This is a genomic window from Stenotrophomonas sp. GZD-301, assembly GCF_049310345.1.
Lineage (GTDB): Bacteria > Pseudomonadota > Gammaproteobacteria > Xanthomonadales > Xanthomonadaceae > Stenotrophomonas.
The window spans coordinates 116,343-136,309 of sequence record NZ_JBMOWY010000032.1; the positions used below are offsets into that span (position 1 = coordinate 116,343).

Sequence of the window (19,967 nt, forward strand, 5' to 3'; positions counted from 1 at the left end):
GGGGCGGGCAACCGGAAGAGAGCGGGTCAGGGGAGAAGTCACGTAGAGTCCTGGCAGGCGAGGGTGGCCCACGTTCCCCGGCGGGCCACGAAAGGGGGATACGCGGGATGGGCGGCAAAGCGGCCAGCCCGCGGTGAAAAAACGCGGCCGCCGGGGCGGCCGGCGGGCGCTCAGGCCGGGCGGTGGCAGACCGCTTCGATGTTGTTGCCGTCCGGATCGAGCACGAACGCCCCGTAGTAGTTGGGGTGGTAGTACTCGCGGATGCCGGGGGCACCGTTGTCGCGCCCGCCGGCGGCCAAGGCGGCCTGGTGGAAGGCGTCGACCTGGGCGCGGCTCTCCGCGCTGAAGGCCACGTGCACGCCACCGTGGGCGCCGGGGGCATTGCCGATCCAGAAGTCCGGCTTGCCGGTGCGGCCGAAGCCGGCATGGTCGTGGTCGCCGGTCTGGGCGGCACTGACCTGCATCACCACGCCGATGCCGAGCGGGGCCAGCGCCTGCTGGAAGAAGGCCAGGCTGCGGGCGAAGTCGGCGCAGCGGATTCCGATGTGGTCGAGCATGGCGGCGATCTCAGTCCTGGGTAACCCAATGGGGGGCGCGCTTGTCCAGGAAGGCGCCCAGGCCCTCCTGGCCCTCGGCCGACACGCGCAGGCGGGCGATCAGCGCGGCATTGTCGTGGTCCAGCGCGTCGCGGTCACGGCCCACCGACACCCGGCGGACCAGATCCTTGGCCGAGGACGAGGCGATCGGGCCGGCCTTGTCGAGCAGGCTGAGCTGGCGCTGCACGGCTTCGTCGATGCGTTCAGGTTCGATCAACTGGTGCACCAGGCCGATGCGCAGGGCGGTCTCGGCATCGAAATGCTCGCCGGTGGCGAACCAGCGGCGCGCCTGGCGCGGGCCGATGGCGTCGATCACGTACGGGGAAATCACCGCCGGCAGCAGCCCCAGCCGGCTTTCGGTCAGGCCGAAGCGCGCGCTGGTGCTGGCGATGGCGATGTCGCAGCAGGCGACCAGACCCACGCCGCCGCCAAACGCGGCGCCGTGCACGCGGGCGATGGTCGGGCGCGGCAGTTCGTCCAGGGTGCGCATCAGGCGCGCCAGCGCGAGCGAATCCTGGCGGTTGTCCTCCTCACTGGCGGCGGCCATGCCGCGCATCCACTGCATGTCGGCGCCGGCCGAGAACGAGGCGCCCTGGCCGGCCAGGACCACCGCGCGGACCTGGTCGTCGCGGCCGGCGGCCTCCAGGGCGGCGGTCAACTGCGCGATCAGGGCCGCGTCGAAGGCGTTGTGGAGGGCGGGGCGGTTCAGCCACAGGGTCAGGACCGACCCGCTGCGTTCTATCCGTAGTGCATCACTCATCGAGGGGACCTGCGGTTACTCCATACATGTACAGATCATAGCGGGCCATTGGTCACGGGCCATGACGCGACGCGGCGATGCTAGAATTGATAACCATTCCTATCAACCAGAAGGCGCTCTGTGACGCTGTCCGATCTGCCTCTGCACAGCTCCGCCCTGGTGGAATCCGTGCAGGAACTGCATGCAAACGATGCCATCGCCCGCCGGCTCCAGGAGCTGGGTTTTGTGAAGGGTGAGGATGTGCGTCTGGTAGCCCGTGGTCCGGTCGGCGGCGAGCCGCTGCTGGTGCAGGTGGGGTTCACCCGCTTCGCCCTGCGCCGCAGTGAAGCCCGACGCATTCTGGTCACTGCGGTTGCCGCCGGAGCGGTGGCATGAGCGCCGCCGCCCTTCCGCTGCGCGTGGCGCTGGTGGGCAACCCGAACAGCGGCAAGACTGCGCTGTTCAACCAGCTCACCGGCAGCCGCCAGAAGGTCGCCAATTACACCGGCGTGACCGTGGAGCGCAAGGAAGGCCGCCTGCGCGCGCCCTCCGGCCGCGAGTTCGCCGTGCTCGACCTGCCGGGCGCCTACAGCCTGCAGCCGGCGAGCCTGGATGAAGCGATCACCCGCGACCTGTGCCGGGGCTTCTATCCCGGCGAGGCGGCGCCGGACGTGCTGCTGTGCGTGATCGACGCCACCAACCTGCGCCTGCACCTGCGCTTCGCGCTGGAGCTGCGTGAGCTGGGCAAGCCGATGATCGTGGCGCTGAACATGGTCGATGCGGCCGAGCGCCGCGGCATCCGGATCGACGTCGCCGCGCTGGAACAGGCGCTGGGTGTGCCGGTGGTGGAAACCGTGGCGGTGCGCCGCCACGGCGCGCACGCGCTGGTCGAGCGCCTCGATGCGATGGTGCCGCACCTGCAGGCGCCGGTGGCGGCACCTGACACCAGCGAGGATTACCACACCCGCGTGCGCGCCATCCTGGCCGCTGCGGTGAGCATGCCGACCCGGACTGCGAAGATCGACGACGCGCTCGACCGCTGGCTGCTGCACCCGGTGTTCGGGCTGCTCACCCTGGTGGTGGTGATGTTCCTGATCTTCCAGGCGGTGTTCGCCTGGGCCACGCCGCTGATGGACGGCATCGAGGCCGGCTTCGGCTGGCTGGGCGAAACCGTCGGCGCGGTGCTGCCCGAGGGGCCGCTGACCAGCCTGCTTACCGACGGCATCATTGCCGGCGTGGGCGGGGTGGTGGTGTTCCTGCCGCAGATCCTGATCCTGTTCGCCTTCATCCTGGCGCTGGAGGAGTCCGGCTACCTGCCGCGCGCTGCCTTCCTGCTGGACCGGATGATGGCCTCGGCCGGCCTGTCCGGGCGGTCGTTCATCCCGCTGCTGTCCAGCTTCGCCTGCGCGGTGCCGGGGATCATGGCCACGCGCAGCATCCAGGACCCGCGCGACCGCCTCGCCACCATCCTGGTGGCGCCGTTGATGACCTGTTCGGCGCGGCTGCCGGTGTATGCGCTGCTGATCGGCGCGTTCATTCCGGCCAGGACCCTGTGGGGCTTCGTGAGCCAGCAGGGGCTGGTGCTGTTCGGCCTGTATGTGGCCGGCATCCTCAGCGCGCTGGCGATGTCGTGGGTGATGAAGAAGTGGCGCCGCGACAAGAGCGAGCACCCGCTGATGCTGGAGCTGCCGTCCTACCGCATCCCGCACCCGCGCGACCTGGCGGTGGGCCTGTACGAGCGCGGCATGATCTTCCTCAAGCGCGTGGGCGGCATCATCCTGTCGCTGACCATCCTGCTGTGGGTCCTGCTGTCGTTCCCGGGTGCACCGGAGAACGCGACCATGCCGGCGATCGATTACAGCTACGCCGGCCAGATCGGTCATGCGATGGCGGTGATCTTCGCGCCGCTGGGCTTCAACTGGCAGATCTGCATCGCGCTGATCCCGGGCATGGGCGCACGCGAAGTGGCGGTGTCGTCGCTGGCGACGATCTACGCGCTGTCCGCGGCCGACGACGATGCCGCGATCCAGGCGCTGACCCCGGTGGTCGCGCATGGCTGGTCGCTGGCGACCGGGCTGTCGCTGCTGGTGTGGTTCATCTACGCGCCGATGTGCATCTCCACGCTGGCCACGATCAAGCGTGAAACCAACTCGTGGAAGCAGGTCGGTTTCGCCACCTTCTACCTGTTCGCGGCGGCCTACCTGGCGGCCCTGGTCACCTACCAGGTCACCGTGGCGCTGGGAGGCGGTTGATGGACGCCGGGCTGCTGCTGCAGTACGTGGTGGTCGCGCTGATCGTGCTGTTCAGCGCCTGGGTGGTGCTGAAGAAGCAGTTCCCGGGCACCGTACGCAAGGTGCGCGGCGCCCTGGCCCTGGCCCTGCTCAAGCCGGGCCGTTCTGCCGCGCTGCAGGCACTGGGCAGGAAGGTCGCCCCGCCGGCCACGGGCGGCAGCGGCGCCTGCGGCGGCTGTGACAGCTGCGGCCCAACCCCGCCAAAGCGGTAACGCCGGGCGTTGCCCGCCGGGTTCGCCCCGGCGTGGGTCAGATCGCGTGCCGCCCAGACGTAGAGCCGGGTTCTACCCGGCTTGGGTCAGATCGCGTGACGCCCAGACGAAAGGCAGCCCCGTAGAGCCGGGTTCTACCCGGCTTGCGTCAGGTCGCGTCACGCCCAGACGAAAGGCGGCGCCGTAGAGCCGGGTTTTACCCGGCTTGCATCAGGTCGCGTCACGCCCAGACGAAAGGCAGCCGGGCAGAGCCCGGCTCTACGGGCTTGCGTCAGGCCGCGTGACGCCCAGACGAAAAGCAGCGCCGTAGAGCCGGGTTTTACCCGGCTTGGGTCAGGTCGCGTCACGCCCAGACGAAAGGCAGCGCCGTAGAGCCGGGTTTTACCCGGCTTGTGTCAGATCGCGCGACGCCCGAACGAAAGGCAGCCGGGCAGAGCCCGGCTCTACGGGTTTGCGTCAGATCGCGTCACGCCCAGACGAAAGGCAGCGCCGTAGAGCCGGGTTTTACCCGGCTTGTGTCAGATCGCGTGACACCCAGACGAAAGGCAGCCGGGCAGAGCCCGGCTCTACGGGTTTGCGCGCCGGCCCGCGCATGGACGGTATTTCCTCTTGTGCAGCCTTGCCCCCACCCGCTAGCCTGCGGGCATGACCACTCCCCCCCTTCGTTTGCTCATCCACGGTGCCTCCGGCCGGATGGGCCAGGCCCTGCTGCGGCTGGCAGCCGGCACCCCCCATCTGCAGGTCGTTGCGGCCGTGACCGGGCGTTCGCCGGCACAGCGCGTCGTCGACGGCGTGCCGCACTTCGCCAGCGCCGAGCTGCCCGGCGCGCCGCCGTTCGATGTGGCGATCGACTTCAGCCTGCCGGAGGGGTTCGATCCCATCCTGGCACTGTGCGTGGAGCGCCAGGCCGGCCTGGTCTCAGGCACCACCGGCATCAGCGAAGCGCAGCGCCAGGCCCTGATCGCCGCGGCCGGCCGTATTCCGCTGGTGTGGGCCTCCAACTTCAGCCTCGGCGTGGCCGTGCTGGACGAACTGGTGGAACGGGCCGCCGCCGCCCTGTCCGGCTGGGATTGCGACATCGTCGAGTCCCACCATGTCCACAAGCAGGACGCGCCGTCCGGCACGGCGCTCACGCTGGGCGAGGCCGCACGCAAGGGCGGCGCGCAGCCGCACTACGCCAGTCTGCGCGCCGGCGACATCGTGGGCGAGCACCTGGTGCAGTTCACCGGGCTCGGCGAGCGCATCGAACTCACCCATCGCGCCACCAACCGCGACATCTTCGCGCGCGGCGCGCTGTTCGCCGCCACCCAGCTGAATGGGCGCGCCCCGGGCAGTTACCGGGTCCGCGACCTGCTCGACGGCCCCGCGCCCGCCCCGGCAGGCTGAACAGGGCACGGGCCACCCTGAACCCGGGGGTGGCCGTGCGTACCCGTACGTCAGCGATTGCATGCAAACGCTGGCGTCGCGGGGTGCTTGCCTTTACAATTCCCGCTCGCCGAATCACGACAGCCGGACCGGTCCCGCACCGCAGTCCGCGCTTTTTTGCAACCGCTTTTCCGTGAAGCGTGGCGTGACTTCGGTGACCCCTCGGTAGCCAAAGTGAGATTCCCGTGACCCAAGCCGCAATCCTCGTCCTCGAAGACGGCACCGTATTCGAGGGCGAATCCGTAGGCGCGCCCGGCCTGTCCGTCGGTGAGGTGGTGTTCAACACCGCCATGACCGGTTACCAGGAAGTGCTGACTGATCCCTCCTACGCCCGGCAGATGGTCACGCTGACCTACCCGCATATCGGCAACACCGGCATGACCGACCAGGACGACGAAGCCCACAAGGTGTGGTCGGCCGGTCTGATCGTGCGCGACGTGCCGCGCCGCCCGAGCAACTGGCGCAGCCAGGTATCGCTGCAGGACTGGCTGCTGCAGCGAGGCGTGGTGGCAATCTCCGGCATCGACACGCGCAAGCTGACCCGCATCCTGCGCGAGCGCGGCGCCCAGAACGGTGCGCTGATGGCCGGCGACGACATCAACGTGGACGTGGCGCTGGAAGCGGCACGCAAGTTCCCCGGCCTGAAGGGCATGGACCTGGCCAAGGTGACCAGCACCGACAAGGCCTACAGCTGGAACGAGGGCCAGCTCGACCTGGATTCCAACACGTTCGCCAGCGCTGCCCCCCAGTACAAGGTGGTGGCCTATGACTTCGGCGCCAAGCTCAACATCCTGCGCATGCTGGCCGAACGCGGCTGCGACATCACCGTGGTGCCGGCGCAGACCCCGGCCGCCGACGTGCTGGCGATGAATCCGGACGGCGTGTTCCTGTCCAACGGCCCGGGCGACCCGGAACCGTGCGACTACGCGATCGAGGCGATCAAGGTGTTCCTGGACAGGAAGGTGCCGGTGTTCGGCATCTGCCTTGGCCACCAGCTGCTGGCGCTGGCGTCCGGCGCGAAGACCATCAAGATGGGCCACGGCCACCACGGCGCCAACCATCCGGTGCAGGACCTGGACGACGGCCGGGTGATGATCACCTCGCAGAACCACGGGTTCGCGGTGGATGAGGCCTCGCTGCCGGCCACCCTGCGCGTGACCCACCGGTCGCTGTTCGACGGCACCAACCAGGGCATCGCGCGCACCGACGTGCCGGCGTTCTCGTTCCAGGGCCATCCCGAAGCCTCGCCGGGTCCGCACGACGTCGCCCCGCTGTTCGACCGTTTCGTGACCCTGATGGCGCAGGCCAAGGCCTGATGTTCCGCTGGCAGACGTGGCAGGGCTGCGGCCCATCCCGCCTGCCGGAAACCGATGAAGCCTGGATTGACATGCTGAAGCCGCGTAAATCCCTCGTTGTCGTGCTGGGCCGTGCCGCGCTGCTTTCTGCGCTGGTCATGGCCCCGGCGATGGCGCAGGACAGCGGCCAGGCGCAGCGGATCGACCAGATGGTGGCGCAGGTTGGGTGGCAGCGGTCGCTGACCCTGATTGCCGATGGTCTGGTTGCAGAAGACCCCGGCCTGAGTGCATTGGATGGCCCGCAGCGCGCGTGCGCGGCGCGGGTGCTCAACGCCACCCTGGACGAGATGATGCGCGAGCGCCTGGCCGAGCGGATGACCGTCGAGCAGGTGCAGCACTGGCTGGATTTCGCCGCCACCCCGGCCGGCGCTGCGTTCATGGCGGCCTTCGCGGCCAACATGCAGGCCAAGCTGGAGTTCGGCGACGACAGCGAGGCGCCGTTGCCGGCGCCGGAGTACCGCGCCGAGGCCGAGGCCTTCATGTCGTCGGTGCCGTTCATGGCCTTCATCAACGCGCTGTCGCGCCAGCCCGGGTTCAATTTCAAGCGAACACAGCAATTGCATCAACGGTTCCAGTCAGACTGCGGTGTCAGCAGTCCCCAAGCTACTTGATCGACAGCGTGCGATCAGTTTCCCCCGCCACGCTGTACTGACTTAGAGAAGACAATGCCCAAGCGCACTGACCTTAAAACCATCCTCATCATCGGTGCTGGCCCGATCGTCATCGGCCAGGCCTGTGAGTTCGACTACTCCGGCGCGCAGGCCTGCAAGGCGCTGCGTGACGAGGGGTACCGCGTGGTGCTGGTCAACAGCAATCCGGCCACGATCATGACCGACCCGGAGATGGCCGACGCCGTCTACATCGAGCCGATCAACTGGCAGACGGTTGAGAAGATCATCGCCAAGGAGAAGCCCGACGCCCTGCTGCCGACGATGGGCGGCCAGACCGCGCTGAACTGCGCGCTGGACCTGGCCGACAACGGCGTGCTCGAGAAGTACAACGTCGAACTGATCGGCGCCAAGCGCGACGCGATCCGCATGGCCGAAGACCGCGAGCTGTTCCGCGTGGCGATGGGTGAAATCGGCCTGGACTGCCCGAAGGCGGCCGTGGCGCACACGCTCGAAGAAGCGATCGACATCCAGACCCGTGTCGGCTACCCGACCATCATCCGCCCGAGCTTCACCCTGGGCGGCAGCGGTGGCGGCATCGCCTACAACCGCGAAGAGCTGGTCGACATCGTGACCCGCGGCCTGGAACTGTCGCCGACCACCGAAGTGCTGGTCGAGGAATCGGTGCTGGGCTGGAAGGAATTCGAGATGGAGGTGGTGCGTGACACCGCCGACAACTGCATCATCGTCTGCTCGATCGAGAACCTCGATCCGATGGGCGTGCACACCGGCGACTCGATCACCGTGGCCCCGGCGCAGACCCTGACCGACAAGGAATACCAGCGCCTGCGCGATGCCTCCATCGCCGTGCTGCGCAAGATCGGTGTGGACACCGGCGGCTCGAACGTGCAGTTCGGCATCAGCCCGACCACCGGCCGCGTGGTGGTGATCGAAATGAACCCGCGCGTGTCGCGTTCGTCCGCGCTGGCCTCCAAGGCCACCGGCTTCCCGATCGCCAAGGTCGCCGCCAAGCTGGCCGTGGGCTACACCCTGGATGAACTCCGCAACGAAATCACCGGTGGCCTGACCCCGGCCTCGTTCGAGCCGTCCATCGACTACGTCGTCACCAAGATCCCGCGCTTCGCGTTCGAGAAGTTCCCGGCCGCCGACGCCCGCCTGACCACCCAGATGAAGTCGGTGGGCGAGGTGATGGCGATGGGCCGCACCTTCCAGGAATCGCTGCAGAAGGCGCTGCGTGGCCTGGAAACCGGCAAGATCGGTCTCGACCCGACCGGCCTGGACCTGGCCAATGAAGACGACATCACCACGCTCAAGCGCGAGCTGAAGGCCCCGGGCCCGGAGCGCCTGTTCTTCGTCGGTGATGCGTTCCGTGCCGGTTTCAGTGTCGAAGACGTCTTCGCGCTGTCGCACATCGACCCGTGGTTCCTGGACCAGATCGAAGAGATCATCCAGGCGGAAATCCAGCTCGCTGCCGACGGTATCGATGCCCTGGACGCCGCACGCCTGCGCACGCTCAAGCGCGCCGGCTTCTCCGACGCCCGCCTGGCCGAGCTGACCGGCACCAACGAAGCGGCCGTGCGCGCGCTGCGTCGCGCCCACAAGGTGCGCCCGGTGTACAAGCGCGTGGACTCCTGCGCCGCCGAGTTCGCCACCAGCACCGCCTACCTGTATTCGACCTACGAGGACGAGTGCGAAGCGGCGCCGAGCAACCGCGACAAGATCATGATCCTGGGCGGCGGTCCGAACCGCATCGGCCAGGGCATCGAGTTCGACTACTGCTGCGTGCATGCGGCACTGGCGCTGCGCGATGATGGCTTTGAAACCATCATGGTCAACTGCAACCCGGAAACCGTCTCCACCGATTACGACACCTCCGACCGCCTGTACTTCGAGCCGCTGACGCTGGAAGACGTGCTGGAGATCGTCGAGCTGGAACAGCCGAAGGGCGTGATCGTGCAGTACGGCGGCCAGACCCCGCTGAAGCTGGCGCGCGCGCTGGAAGCCAACGGCGTGCCGGTGATCGGCACCTCGCCGGACTCCATCGACCTGGCCGAAGACCGCGAGCGTTTCCAGCAGCTGGTCGACTCGCTCGGCCTGAAGCAGCCGCCGAACCGCATCGCCCGCAACGACCAGGAAGCCCTGCTGCTGGCCCGCGAGATCGGCTACCCGCTGGTGGTGCGCCCGAGCTACGTGCTGGGCGGCCGCGCGATGGAAATCGTCTACGGTGAATCCGATCTGGCCCGCTACGTGCGCGACGCGGTCAAGGTCTCCAACGACTCGCCGGTGCTGCTGGACCGCTTCCTGGACAACGCCGTGGAAGTGGACGTGGACATCATTGCCGACAAGGACGGCAACGTGCTGATCGGCGGCGTGATGGAGCACATCGAGGAAGCCGGCGTGCATTCGGGCGACTCGTCGTGCTCGCTGCCGCCGTACTCGCTGTCGGCCGAGACCCAGGCCGAGCTGCGCCGCCAGGTGGTGGAACTGGCCAAGGCCCTGAACGTGGTGGGCCTGATGAACACCCAGTTCGCCATCCAGGTCGGCGACGATGGCAATGACATCGTGTACCTGCTGGAAGTGAACCCGCGTGCCTCGCGTACCGTGCCGTTCGTGTCCAAGGCCACCGGCATGCCGCTGGCCAAGATCGCCGCCCGCTGCATGGCCGGCAAGACCCTGGCCGAGCAGGGCGCGACCAAGGAAATCGTGCCGGACTACTACTCGGTCAAGGAAGCGATCTTCCCGTTCGCCAAGTTCCAGGGCGTCGACCCGATCCTCGGGCCGGAAATGCGCTCCACCGGTGAGGTGATGGGTGTGGGCCGCAGCTTCAGCGCCGCCTTCGCGCGTGCGCAGGAAGCCGGTGGCATCAAGGCACCGCCGCTGGGCAAGGCGTTCGTGTCGGTCCGCGATCCGGACAAGAAGCGCGTCCTGCCGGTGGCCAAGCTGCTGCTGGAACGCGGCTACAGCCTGGTCGCCACCCGTGGCACCGGCGCGTGGCTGCAGCAGCACGGCATGGACTGCGAGATCGTCAACAAGGTCGTCGAAGGCCGCCCGCACATCGTCGATTCGATCAAGAACGGCGAGATCGTGTATATCGTCAACACGACCGAAGGTCGCGCGGCGATCAACGACTCGTTCTCGATCCGTCGCGAAGCGCTGCAGCACCGCGTGACCTATTCGACCACCATTGCCGGCGCCAAGGCGCTGGTGCAATCACTGGAATTCCGTGGCACCGGCCCTGTCTGGTCGCTGCAGGAACTGCACAAGGAGTTGAACGCATGAGAGCACCGATCACCCTGAAGGGCGCGCAGCGTCTGCGCGAAGAGCTTGACCACCTGAAGTCGGTCAAGCGCCCCAAGGTCATCGCTGCGATCGCAGAAGCGCGTGAGCACGGCGATCTGAAGGAGAACGCCGAGTATCACGCCGCGCGCGAAGAGCAGGGGTTCATCGAAGGCCGCATCAAGCAGCTGGAAGGTGAGCTGTCGCACGCCGAGATCATCGACATCACCAAGCTCAACGCCGGCAGCAAGGTGGTGTTCGGCGCCACGGTGGAACTGGCCGATGTCGAGAGCGATGAAGAGAAGCGCTACCAGATCGTGGGCGACCTGGAGGCCGACATCAAGCTGGGCCTGATCGCGATCTCCTCGCCGCTGGCGCGTGCCCTGATCGGCAAGCTGGAGGGCGATGCGGTCACCATCGACGCACCCGCCGGCCAGCGCGAGTACGAAATCGTCAGCGTCCAGTACCTGGACTGACCGCCGATGGCCACGGCCACGCTGCTGCTGCCCGCGCGCAGCCGGTTTCCTGCCACGCCGCTTCCGGAGGACGTGGCCAGGGCATTGGGCCGGGCAGAGCGCAACAGCGTCGAGCCCGGTGAACGTGCCCAGCTGCAGCGGCATTTCCAGCTGCAGCCGGCGCACTGGCCGGTGGCCGCATTGACCCGCCAGCTCGACGTGGGCGATGCCGCCGAGGGCGTCTGGCTGCGGGCCGATCCGGCCAATGTGGTGCCGGACATGCACGGCGCACGGATGATGGGGCACGGCGATACGCTGCGCCCCGACGCCGAGGATGTGGCCCATCTGCTGCCGGCGCTGCAACCGCTGTTCGCCGGGTTTGGCTTCGTCCTGGATGCCCCGGTGCCGTCGCGCTGGTACCTGCGCCTGCCGCCGGGCACGCAGTTGCCGGCGTTCGCCGCGCCCGACGAGGTGCTGGGCGACGATCTGTTTGCCCATCTGCCCGATGGCGATGCCGGCCGGCGCTGGCGGGCGCTGTTGACCGAGGCCCAGGTGGTGCTGCACCAGCACGACTGGAACCAGCACCGCGTCGCGGCCGGCAAGCGGGCCATCAATTCACTGTGGTTCTGGGGCGGCGGTGAGCCGCCGCAGTCCGTGCGGACCGCGCATGCCCAGGTCCGCAGCCGTGAGGCGCTGCTGCAGGCGCTGGCCAAGGCGGCCGGTGTACAGGCCGATGGCGACCAGCAGGTGGATGCGCTGGTTGATCTGCGTCAGCTGCGTTCACTCGATCAGCTTGGCAACGACGCGATCCGTCCGTTGTTGTCGGCGCTGCAACGCGGCGAACTACGTCGGCTGGTCCTCGATTTCGAAGACGGCCTGCGGTTCGAGCTGGAGAAGGGCCAACGCTGGCGCTTCTGGAAGAAGCCGCTGCAACTGCACGACGCGTAACTCCGTTCCGTCCGCCCTTCGAGCCTGCCTTGTCCTCTCCCGATTCCCCCCAGATCCAGCGTCGCGCCATTCCCGTTGCCGGCCAGTGGCCGGCCGACATGCTGCCCCTGCTGCAGCGCGTGTTCGCCGCGCGCGGCGTTACCGATGCCGCGCAGGCGCAGCCGAAGCTGGCCCAGCTGCATGCGCCCGAGCTGATGGGCAGCATGGACGCGGCGGTGGCGTTGCTGGCCGATGCGATCGCCACCGACGCGCGCATTCTGGTGGTCGGCGACTTCGACTGCGATGGGGCCACGGCCTGCGCCGTCGGTGTGCGCGGCCTGCGCATGCTCGGTGCGCGCGATGTGGTGCATGCCGTGCCCAACCGCATGCTGCATGGCTACGGTCTGTCGCCCTCGCTGGTGGCGGACCTGGCGCACCTGCAGCCGGGACTGCTGGTCACCGTTGACCACGGCATCGCCTGTCACGCGGGGGTGGCGGCGGCCAAGGCGCTGGGCTGGAAGGTGCTGGTCACCGATCACCATCTTCCCGGCGAGCAGTTGCCGCCCGCCGACGCGCTGGTCGACCCCAACATCAGCGGCGATGACTTCCCGAGCAAGGCGCTGGCCGGGGTCGGGGTGATCTTCTACGTCTTGATGGCGCTGCGCCGCCATCTGCGGCTGCAGGGCGCGTTCGCTGCCGGCACCGAGCCGGACCTGCTGACGCTGCTGGACCTGGTGGCGGTCGGCACCGTCGCCGACCTGGTGGTGCTGGATGCCAACAACCGCGCACTGGTCTCGGCCGGCCTGCGCCGGCTGCGCGCAGGGCAGGGCTGCGTCGGGCTGCAGGCGCTGATTGCCGCCAGCGGCCGCGACCCCAAGCGCCTGACCGCCACCGACATCGGCTTCGCGCTGGGCCCACGCCTGAACGCGGCCGGGCGGCTGGAGGACATGGCGCTGGGCATCGAGCTGCTGCTTACCGAAGACGTTGCCCAGGCGCGTGAGATCGCCGGCACGCTGGAGCAGATCAACGCCGAGCGGCGCGCGGTGCAGCAGTTGATGACCGACGATGCCGAACGGGCGGTGTCGCGCGCGGTCCTGCAGGCCGAGGGCGAGCGCCCGATCGCGGCGTGCCTGTTCGATCCGGAGTGGCACCCGGGCGTGGTCGGGCTGGTGGCCTCCAAGATGAAGGACCGGCTGCACCGGCCGGTGATCGCCTTCGCGCCTTCCGAGCCGGGCGGCGATTCGCTGCGTGGGTCGGCGCGGTCGATTCCCGGTTTCCACATCCGTGACGCGCTGGCGCTGGTGAACGCGGCCCATCCGGGCCTGATCGACAAGTTCGGCGGCCATGCGATGGCGGCCGGCCTGAGCCTGCCGCACGCGCGGCTGGCGGACTTCCAGCAGGCCTTCGTCGCCGTGGTCGAGGCGAGCATGGACCCGGCCGCGCTGCAGCAGCAGCTGATGAGCGACGGCGAACTCGGCGGCAACGAGCTGGACTTCCACCATGCCGAAGCGCTGCGCCTGGCCGGCCCGTGGGGACAGGGGTTCCCCGAACCGCTGTTCGACGGCCATTTCCAGGTGGCGCGCTGGCAGGTGCTGAAGGAGAAGCACCTCAAGCTCAGCCTGCGCGTGCCCGGTCGCGCCGAACCGATCAACGCCATTCATTTCAGCGGCTGGACCGGCAATGCGCCGGCCAACAACGTGCATATCGCCTACCGGCTGGTCAGTGACGACTACCGCGGCGGCGGTGCGATCCAGCTGATCGTGGAGCACTGCGCCAACGCGTGAGCGCTGCCGCTCACTCCTGCACGCGGGTGATCAGCGTCGGCATCTCCCACGCACCGCCGGCGGCCACCAGCCGGCAGAGACCGGTGCTGGATTCGGCCGTGGGCACGAAGCGGGTGCCGTCCCAGCTCCAGGCGGCGGTGTACCAGCAGTCGCCCAGCCCGCGGCCCTTGCTGGCCGAGGTGATCGTGCGGCCGTCGTCGTCGCCGCCGAGCGTGGTCACCAGCACCGGCGCATAGGGTGCGTGGTCATTGACCACCCAGTAGCCATCGCCGGTGTTGTAGGCCGCGCGCCAGCAGCCCACCGACACCAGCAGCTTGCTGGCGGACAGGCGGCTGACGGTCATTTCCTGCGGCGCTTCGCCCTCGACCAGGCCTTCGCCCGGGCCGAGTGCTTCGCAGTCATCCGGTGAGGTGGCCGCTGCCAGCGCGGCGCGCAGCGCCGGGGAGTGGGCCAGGGCCGCATCGGCCGGGCGGGTGGCGACGGCCTTGCCGAGCGTCACCACCGGCACCGGCAGCGCCGGGAGCACACTGCTTTCGGCAGCGGTGCCCTTGCGCATCAGCGCACCGGGCGTGCCGAGCCGGCCCTGCAGCGCATCCATCTTCAGCAGCACTGCCGACGCGCCGCGATCGGACAGGACCCAGCGCTGGCCATCGTTGCCGATCACGTCGATGTGGCTGTCGCGTTTGAGCGCGGCCAGCAGCGTGGCCACCTGCGGCGCGGTCAGCGTGGCGCTGCCGTCCTCGCGGTTGTAGACAAGGGCGCCCAGCGCGACCCCATTGATCTGCAGGGTCAAGCCCGCGGGGAAGGTGGTGTCGTCGTACTGGCCGAGCATCAGCTCGGCGCTGACCGGCTGGTTCGGGCCGGCACGCCGGGTCAGCAGCACCGACACGGGCGCGTTGCCCCCTTCGTCATCGTTCTGGTAGCCGGCGGCGCGACAGGTGCGGGTGTTGTCGCAGGCGAGCGTCCAGTCGTGATGGGTGAAGCGCTCGCCGGGCGCAGGGACGGCCGCTGCGGCGTGGGCAGGCAACAACGGGGTCAACAGCAGCAGGGGCAGCAGGGCGGGCAGGCGCATCGGACATCCTTGCAGGGGGGCGCGGCGGGGGAGGCGCATCTTGGCCCAGCGGGCGACGGGCGCCAAGCGCTGCCCGCGTCAAACCCCGTTTGCCGGCATCATCCGTTCAACCTGCTGTCATCGGATCGGGAGCGTCACATGGAACGCGCACTTCGTGGGATCGGCATGCTCGGCATGCTGGGGCTGGTCATGCAGGTTGGCACGGTGGATGCGCGCAGATTCCCGCCGCCGCACCCGCCGGCGGTCGCCGTCAATGCGCCGGCCGTGGCGCCGCTGCTGCAGGTGGCGGGCGCGGAGGTGCCGGTACAGCTGCGCGGCGTGGTGCTGGACAGCCGGGTGGTGGCCGGGCTCGGCGAGACGCGGATCGAGATGGAGTTCTTCAATCCCAATGCGCGCGTCCTCGAAGGGCAGCTGGCCTTCCCGCTGGCCGCCGACCAGCAGATCGCCGGGTTCGCGCTGGACATCGATGGCACGCTGCGCGACGCGGTGCCGGTGCCCAAGGCGCAGGGCCGGCAGATCTTCGAGGCCATCGAACGACGCCGGGTGGATCCGGGCCTGCTTGAACAGACCGCCGGCAACCAGTTCCGGCTGCGCGTCTATCCCATTCCCGCCCGTGGCAGCCGCCGGGTCGCGCTGACGGTGCGCGAGACATTGCCGGTGGATGGCAGCGGGCTGCGTTGGACGTTGCCGATGCAGTTCGCGCGCGATGCCGCGCACGTCTCGTTGCGGCTGCAGGCCGTGGGCACGGGTGCGCCGCAGCCGGGCAGTGCAGGGCCGCTGGTTCTCCGGCTGCAGGGCGGCAGCTATCAGGGCCAGTGGCAGGGCAGTGGCGAGGCGTTGCCCGCGCAGCTGCAGTGGTCGCTGCCGCAGGTGCGCCAGCGCGATGCGGTGACCGGCCAGCATGACGGCGAGCGCTACCTGATGGCACAGATTCCGCTGCCGGCACAGACGGCGCCGCGGGTGCTGCCCGGGCGGGTGGGCCTGCTGTGGGATGCGTCCGGCTCGGCGGCGCAACGTGATCGTGCCGCAGAACTGGCGGTGCTGGACCGCTACTTCCGCGCGATCGGCAACGGGCGGGTGCAGTTGACGGTGTTGCGCGACCGCGCCGAAACCCCGCGTGACTTCGACATCCGCAAGGGCGACTGGAGCGCGCTGCGCACGCATCTGGCCAACTTGCCGCAGGATGGGGCCAGTGCGCTCGGCGCCTGGACGCCCACGGCCGACATCAAGGAATACCTGCTGGTCAGCGATGGTCTGTCCAACTACGGCGCGCGCGGCCTGCCCACGCTGCGGCCGGACCAGCGCCTGTACGCGCTGAGCACGGCCGGCGCGCGGACCGACGCGGCACGGCTGCGCGCCTGGACCGATGCCCATCAGGGCCAGACCCTGCTGCTCTCGAGCGCGCGCGACGTGGAAGCGGCGCTGCCGTTGCTGCTGGCCCAGCGCGCCGAGGTGGTGGGCCTGGACGGGCAGGGCGTGGATGCGCTGGTGGCCGACGCCAGCGCGGCCGGACAGGGCTGGTTGCGCGTGCTGGGCCGCGTGCAGCGCGACGCAGGTGAGCTGACCGTGCGTGTGCGGCTGGGCGATGGACGCGTCGAGCAGCATCGGGTGGCCGTTGCCGACGCCCGTGCGCTGGGCGGCCGTCTGGTGGCGGACGCATGGGCGCAGGCCCGCCTGGCGCAGTACGCGGCCGACCCGCAGGGCAATGCCGCCGCGATGCGGGCGCTGTCGCAGCAGTTCGGCATGGTGAGTGCGGATACCTCGCTGCTGGTGCTGGAGACGCTCGACGACTACCTGCGTTACGGCATCCGGCCGCCCGCACCGCTGCGCGGCGACTACGACCGCCTGCACGCGGTGCGCGTTGCCGACGACCAGCGGGCGCGGCAGCGCCGGCTGGACCAGATCGCCCGCCAGTTCGCCGAGCGCGAACGCTGGTGGAACACGCGCTGGCCCAAAGGCGCGCCGGTGGTGGAACAGGCCAAGGTGATGTCCGCTGCACCCGCACCCACGGCGGCCCCGTCACCGCCGCCGCAGGCGATGCTGTATGCCGCCGAGGCCGCGGCAGCCGATGCCGCGCCGGCCCCGATGATGGCCGGCACACACGCACGCCACGCGCCGACCGCCACGGCCCGCGCCGCACGCGCGGGAGGCAGGGCCAACGAGGGCGGGATGGCGATCAGCCTGGCGCCGTGGGCGCCGGACTCGGCCTATGCCCGTCGCCTGCGCGACGCCCGTCCGGACCAGCTGTATGGGCTGTACCTGGCCGAGCGCGAGCAGCATGCCGACAGCACGGCCTTCTACCTGGACGTGGCCGACCTGCTGCTCGCCGCCGGCCAGCGCGACCTGGCCCTGCGGGTGTTGTCCAACCTGGCCGAGATGCAGCTGGAGAACCGCCATGTGCTGCGCGTGCTGGGCTATCGCCTGCTGCAGGCCAAGGCCCCCGCGCTGGCCGTGGCGGTCTTCCGTGACGTACTGGCGATGGGGGAGGAGGAACCGCAGAGCTTCCGTGATCTTGGCCTGGCACTGGAGGCCAGTGGTCAGCACCAGGCTGCGCTGGCGTCGCTGTACGAGGTGGTGGTGCGCCCCTGGGATGGCCGCTTCGACGGCATCTCGCTGATCGCGCTGGACGAGGCGAACACGCTGATCGCACGCGAACGCGTCGATCCCCGTGACATCGATCCACGCCTGCGCCGCGCCATGCCGCTGGACCTGCGCGTGGTGCTGAGCTGGGACAGCGACAACAGCGACATGGATCTGTGGGTGACCGACCCCAATGGCGAGCGCGCGTATTACGGCAACCGCCTGACCTACCAGGGTGGGCAGATGTCGCAGGACTTCACCGGCGGCTACGGGCCCGAGCAGTTCTCGCTGCGCGATGCCAAGCCGGGAACCTACAAAGTGGAGGCCAACTTCTTCGGCAGCCGTGAGCAGCTGGTCACCGGCGCCACCACGCTGATGCTGCGGCTGAGCACCCGGTGGGGCAGCCGCGACCAGCGCGACCAGCAGGTCACGCTGCGCCTGAAGGACCGTGCGGAGACGGTGCTGGTCGGGGAGTTCGAGGTGAAATGAGGTGAGCGGGAGCGGTGCAGGAGGATGTCGCCGCCGCCTACCCGGCGGCGGCATCCCGGTGTACACCGCGCGCGGCCAGCGGCCAGCAGCCCGACAAGGCGATGCCGCCCATGAAGATCGTTGCGTTGCCGATGGCGTTGAAACCCATCTCCACCACAACTGTGTCAGGGAGTGCCAGTGCGATGGCAACCGCCTCCAGCACGGGGCTGATGACAAGATACAGCCCGATCACGGCGAGAACCCGCCCGATCCGCTGCCCCGGCGTGTACGGATCCAGCGGCCATCCGCGCCAGTGCAGGAAGGCGAGGACCAGCAGCAGGCCCAGATAACGCCCAGCGCTGTCTGCCGGGACGAGGTCGGTGGTCAACCCCGCTGCCATCAGGCCAACGCCCAGCGTGGCGAGGAGGAGGTAGCGCGTTCGATTGTGATGCGCGGGCGCGGGCAGACACTGCCAGGCAAACCAACCCAAGGCCATCCCGACCAGCCAGCCACCCAGAACATCGGACAGGAAGTGCCGCCCCAGGTACATCCGTGACAGCGCCATCAACAGCGGCCAGCCGATCAACAGCGCGATCCGCCAGCTCCAACTGCGGATGCCCATGCACAGCACCAGCGCCGTCATCGCCGCCGTGGCCACGCCAACGTGGCCGCTGATGAACCCGTAGTCCGGATCCGGCTGCGCGCGCACAGCGGCAATCGCTTCATCGGTCGGCAGCGCCCAGAACGACCCGGCAGCACCGTTGGCCACCAGGGCGCCGTCCGGGCGACCCTTGTCCAGTACATGGATGTCGACATCGCTTGGGCGTGGCAGCGCCGCACTCTGTTTGATCGCGTGGGTCGCCATCGACATCAGCAGCACCGCCAGCATGATGCCCAGCCCGGCGCGCAGCCGTACGCCGAAGCTGCAGATCACGATGAGCAGGACATAGGCCCACTCGTAGCCCAGTGTGCTGATGAAGCGCATCAGCGGCAGCATCCACCCCGCATCGAAGAATGACTGCAGCCACATATGCCAATGGGTCTGGAACATCCGTATTCCTCCGTGTCGGGCCTCCGCCCGCGTGAACGGCAACGATAGCCGTAGTCGGCGCCGCCCGAAAAGCGGACGCAGCCTTTCGTCGCGGCCAGGTGACCAATGGCGGTCGCCACGGGACGGGTGGGGCGCACTACCATGCCGTGATGAGGCACGCTGACGACCCTTTGCGAATGGACGATTCAATGGCGAACGGCACAGCGGTGCGCTGGCGACCCGGTGCACGGATGCTGGTGTGGTCGGTGATCCTGCTGACCTCCGCGATGGCCAATGCGGTCGTCGAGGTCATGGATGCCCGTCGTCGCGGTGAGGACCTGGGTCTGTGGCAGCCGATGATCTGGGAGCTGAGCAGCGTCTCGATGATCCTGCTGACCCTGCCGGTGCTGTGGTGGGGGTGCCAGCGCTGGCCGCTGCATGCCGATACGTGGAAGCGACGGCTGCCGCTCTACCTGCTGGCGAGCGTGGCGTGGTCGCTGGTGCATGTGGCCGGGATGATGACGCTGCGTCATCTGGCCTACGCCGCGCTCGGGTACCACTACCAGGACGACGCCACCTGGGCGGTCCGCGCGCTCTACGAGTACCTCAAGGACGTCCGCGCGTTCTTCACCTTCGTGGCCATCGAACACTTCTTCAGCTGGTTCGGGCGGCGCCGGCAGGGCGAGGCGCACCTGCTGGTGGCGCCGGACGATGCGCCGCCGGTGGAGGCGGTGGAGCGGCCGGAGCGGTTCCTGGTGCGCAAGCTGGGGCGCGATTTCCTGGTGGCCACCGCCGACATCGAATACGCCCAGGCGGCGGGCAACTACGTCAATCTGCGCGTGCGCGGGCACGACTACCCGTTGCGCACCACGATGGCGGCGCTGGAAGCGAAGCTGGACCCGGCCGTGTTCGTGCGCGCCCACCGCAGTTGGCTGGTCAACGCGCGCCGGCTGGTGTCGATCGAGCCGCTGGACGGCGGCGAGGCGCTGCTGCACATGGACGACGGGGCACGGGTACCGTGCAGCCGGCGGCAGTTGCCGCTGTTCCGGCAGGCGCTGGCGGCAGGGCCCACCGGCTGACGGCGGAGCGCCGCCAGCCGGCCCTGGCATCCCGGCAGACCCGGGATGC

At 69.2% G+C, this 19,967-nt stretch carries 16 protein-coding genes; 12 read left to right on the plus strand and 4 right to left on the minus strand.

From position 1 onward, the window contains the following. Positions 1 to 170: 170 nt before the first annotated feature. Both ACO6VK_RS09045 and ACO6VK_RS09050 read right to left on the minus strand, forming a co-directional pair. Complete coding sequence (locus ACO6VK_RS09045; RefSeq protein ID WP_422506545.1) at positions 171 to 557, minus strand: VOC family protein; 387 nt, start codon at positions 555 to 557, stop codon at positions 171 to 173. A gap of 10 nt (positions 558 to 567) precedes the next feature. Further along, positions 568 to 1,356, minus strand: coding sequence for an enoyl-CoA hydratase-related protein (locus ACO6VK_RS09050; RefSeq protein ID WP_422506546.1), 789 nt, complete (start codon positions 1,354 to 1,356; stop codon positions 568 to 570). Positions 1,357 to 1,476: 120 nt separating this feature from the next. Between ACO6VK_RS09050 and ACO6VK_RS09055 the strand changes: the two genes are divergently transcribed. The 10 genes from ACO6VK_RS09055 (at position 1,477) to recJ (ending at position 13,689) form a co-directional block, all read left to right on the plus strand. After that, the gene (locus ACO6VK_RS09055; RefSeq protein WP_422506547.1) at positions 1,477 to 1,731 is read left to right on the plus strand and encodes a FeoA family protein; all 255 of its coding nucleotides are present in this window, start codon (positions 1,477 to 1,479) and stop codon (positions 1,729 to 1,731) included. Further along, on the plus strand, positions 1,728 to 3,587 hold the full coding sequence (gene feoB, locus ACO6VK_RS09060; RefSeq protein WP_422506548.1) for a ferrous iron transport protein B: 1,860 nt from the start codon (positions 1,728 to 1,730) through the stop codon (positions 3,585 to 3,587). Before ACO6VK_RS09055 ends, feoB begins: the two co-directional genes overlap by 4 nt. Beyond that, a complete protein-coding gene (locus ACO6VK_RS09065) occupies positions 3,587 to 3,838 on the plus strand; it encodes a DUF6587 family protein (protein WP_422506549.1) in 252 nt (83 codons plus the stop codon). The genes feoB and ACO6VK_RS09065 overlap by 1 nt, the downstream gene beginning before the upstream one ends. Before the next feature lie 645 nt (positions 3,839 to 4,483). Beyond that, positions 4,484 to 5,224, plus strand: coding sequence for a 4-hydroxy-tetrahydrodipicolinate reductase (dapB, locus tag ACO6VK_RS09070; RefSeq protein WP_422506550.1), 741 nt, complete (start codon positions 4,484 to 4,486; stop codon positions 5,222 to 5,224). Positions 5,225 to 5,448: 224 nt separating this feature from the next. Further along, a complete protein-coding gene (gene carA / locus ACO6VK_RS09075; RefSeq protein ID WP_422506551.1) occupies positions 5,449 to 6,579 on the plus strand; it encodes a glutamine-hydrolyzing carbamoyl-phosphate synthase small subunit in 1,131 nt (376 codons plus the stop codon). Positions 6,580 to 6,650: 71 nt separating this feature from the next. After that, complete coding sequence (locus tag ACO6VK_RS09080) at positions 6,651 to 7,229, plus strand: hypothetical protein (RefSeq protein WP_422506552.1); 579 nt, start codon at positions 6,651 to 6,653, stop codon at positions 7,227 to 7,229. A 54-nt stretch (positions 7,230 to 7,283) separates the two neighbouring features. Continuing rightward, positions 7,284 to 10,526 (plus strand): carbamoyl-phosphate synthase large subunit, encoded by a 3,243-nt coding sequence (carB, locus tag ACO6VK_RS09085; protein ID WP_422506553.1) that lies wholly within the window; start codon positions 7,284 to 7,286, stop codon positions 10,524 to 10,526. Between the two features lie 8 nt (positions 10,527 to 10,534). Further along, positions 10,535 to 10,999: a transcription elongation factor GreA gene (gene greA / locus ACO6VK_RS09090; protein WP_026070814.1), complete on the plus strand. Its 465-nt coding sequence runs from the start codon at positions 10,535 to 10,537 to the stop codon at positions 10,997 to 10,999. Between the two features lie 6 nt (positions 11,000 to 11,005). Continuing rightward, positions 11,006 to 11,926, plus strand: coding sequence for a phosphoglycerate mutase (locus tag ACO6VK_RS09095; protein ID WP_422506554.1), 921 nt, complete (start codon positions 11,006 to 11,008; stop codon positions 11,924 to 11,926). A 29-nt stretch (positions 11,927 to 11,955) separates the two neighbouring features. Next, a complete protein-coding gene (gene recJ / locus ACO6VK_RS09100; protein WP_422506555.1) occupies positions 11,956 to 13,689 on the plus strand; it encodes a single-stranded-DNA-specific exonuclease RecJ in 1,734 nt (577 codons plus the stop codon). 10 nt (positions 13,690 to 13,699) lie between these two features. On the opposite strand, the gene ACO6VK_RS09105 is transcribed toward recJ, so the two are convergent. Beyond that, positions 13,700 to 14,761, minus strand: a complete 1,062-nt coding sequence (locus tag ACO6VK_RS09105; protein WP_422506556.1) for a DUF1176 domain-containing protein — start codon at positions 14,759 to 14,761, stop codon at positions 13,700 to 13,702. Positions 14,762 to 14,899: 138 nt separating this feature from the next. Between ACO6VK_RS09105 and ACO6VK_RS09110 the strand changes: the two genes are divergently transcribed. After that, entirely contained in the window at positions 14,900 to 17,830 is a 2,931-nt protein-coding gene (locus ACO6VK_RS09110; RefSeq protein WP_422506557.1) for a VIT domain-containing protein, read from the plus strand. A 37-nt stretch (positions 17,831 to 17,867) separates the two neighbouring features. Here the strand turns inward: ACO6VK_RS09110 and ACO6VK_RS09115 are convergent, their stop codons facing one another. Further along, a complete protein-coding gene (locus ACO6VK_RS09115) occupies positions 17,868 to 18,860 on the minus strand; it encodes a phosphatase PAP2 family protein (protein WP_422506558.1) in 993 nt (330 codons plus the stop codon). A 188-nt stretch (positions 18,861 to 19,048) separates the two neighbouring features. Between ACO6VK_RS09115 and ACO6VK_RS09120 the strand changes: the two genes are divergently transcribed. Beyond that, a complete protein-coding gene (locus ACO6VK_RS09120) occupies positions 19,049 to 19,918 on the plus strand; it encodes a LytTR family DNA-binding domain-containing protein (protein WP_422506559.1) in 870 nt (289 codons plus the stop codon). The last annotated feature ends 49 nt before the right edge of the window (positions 19,919 to 19,967 follow it).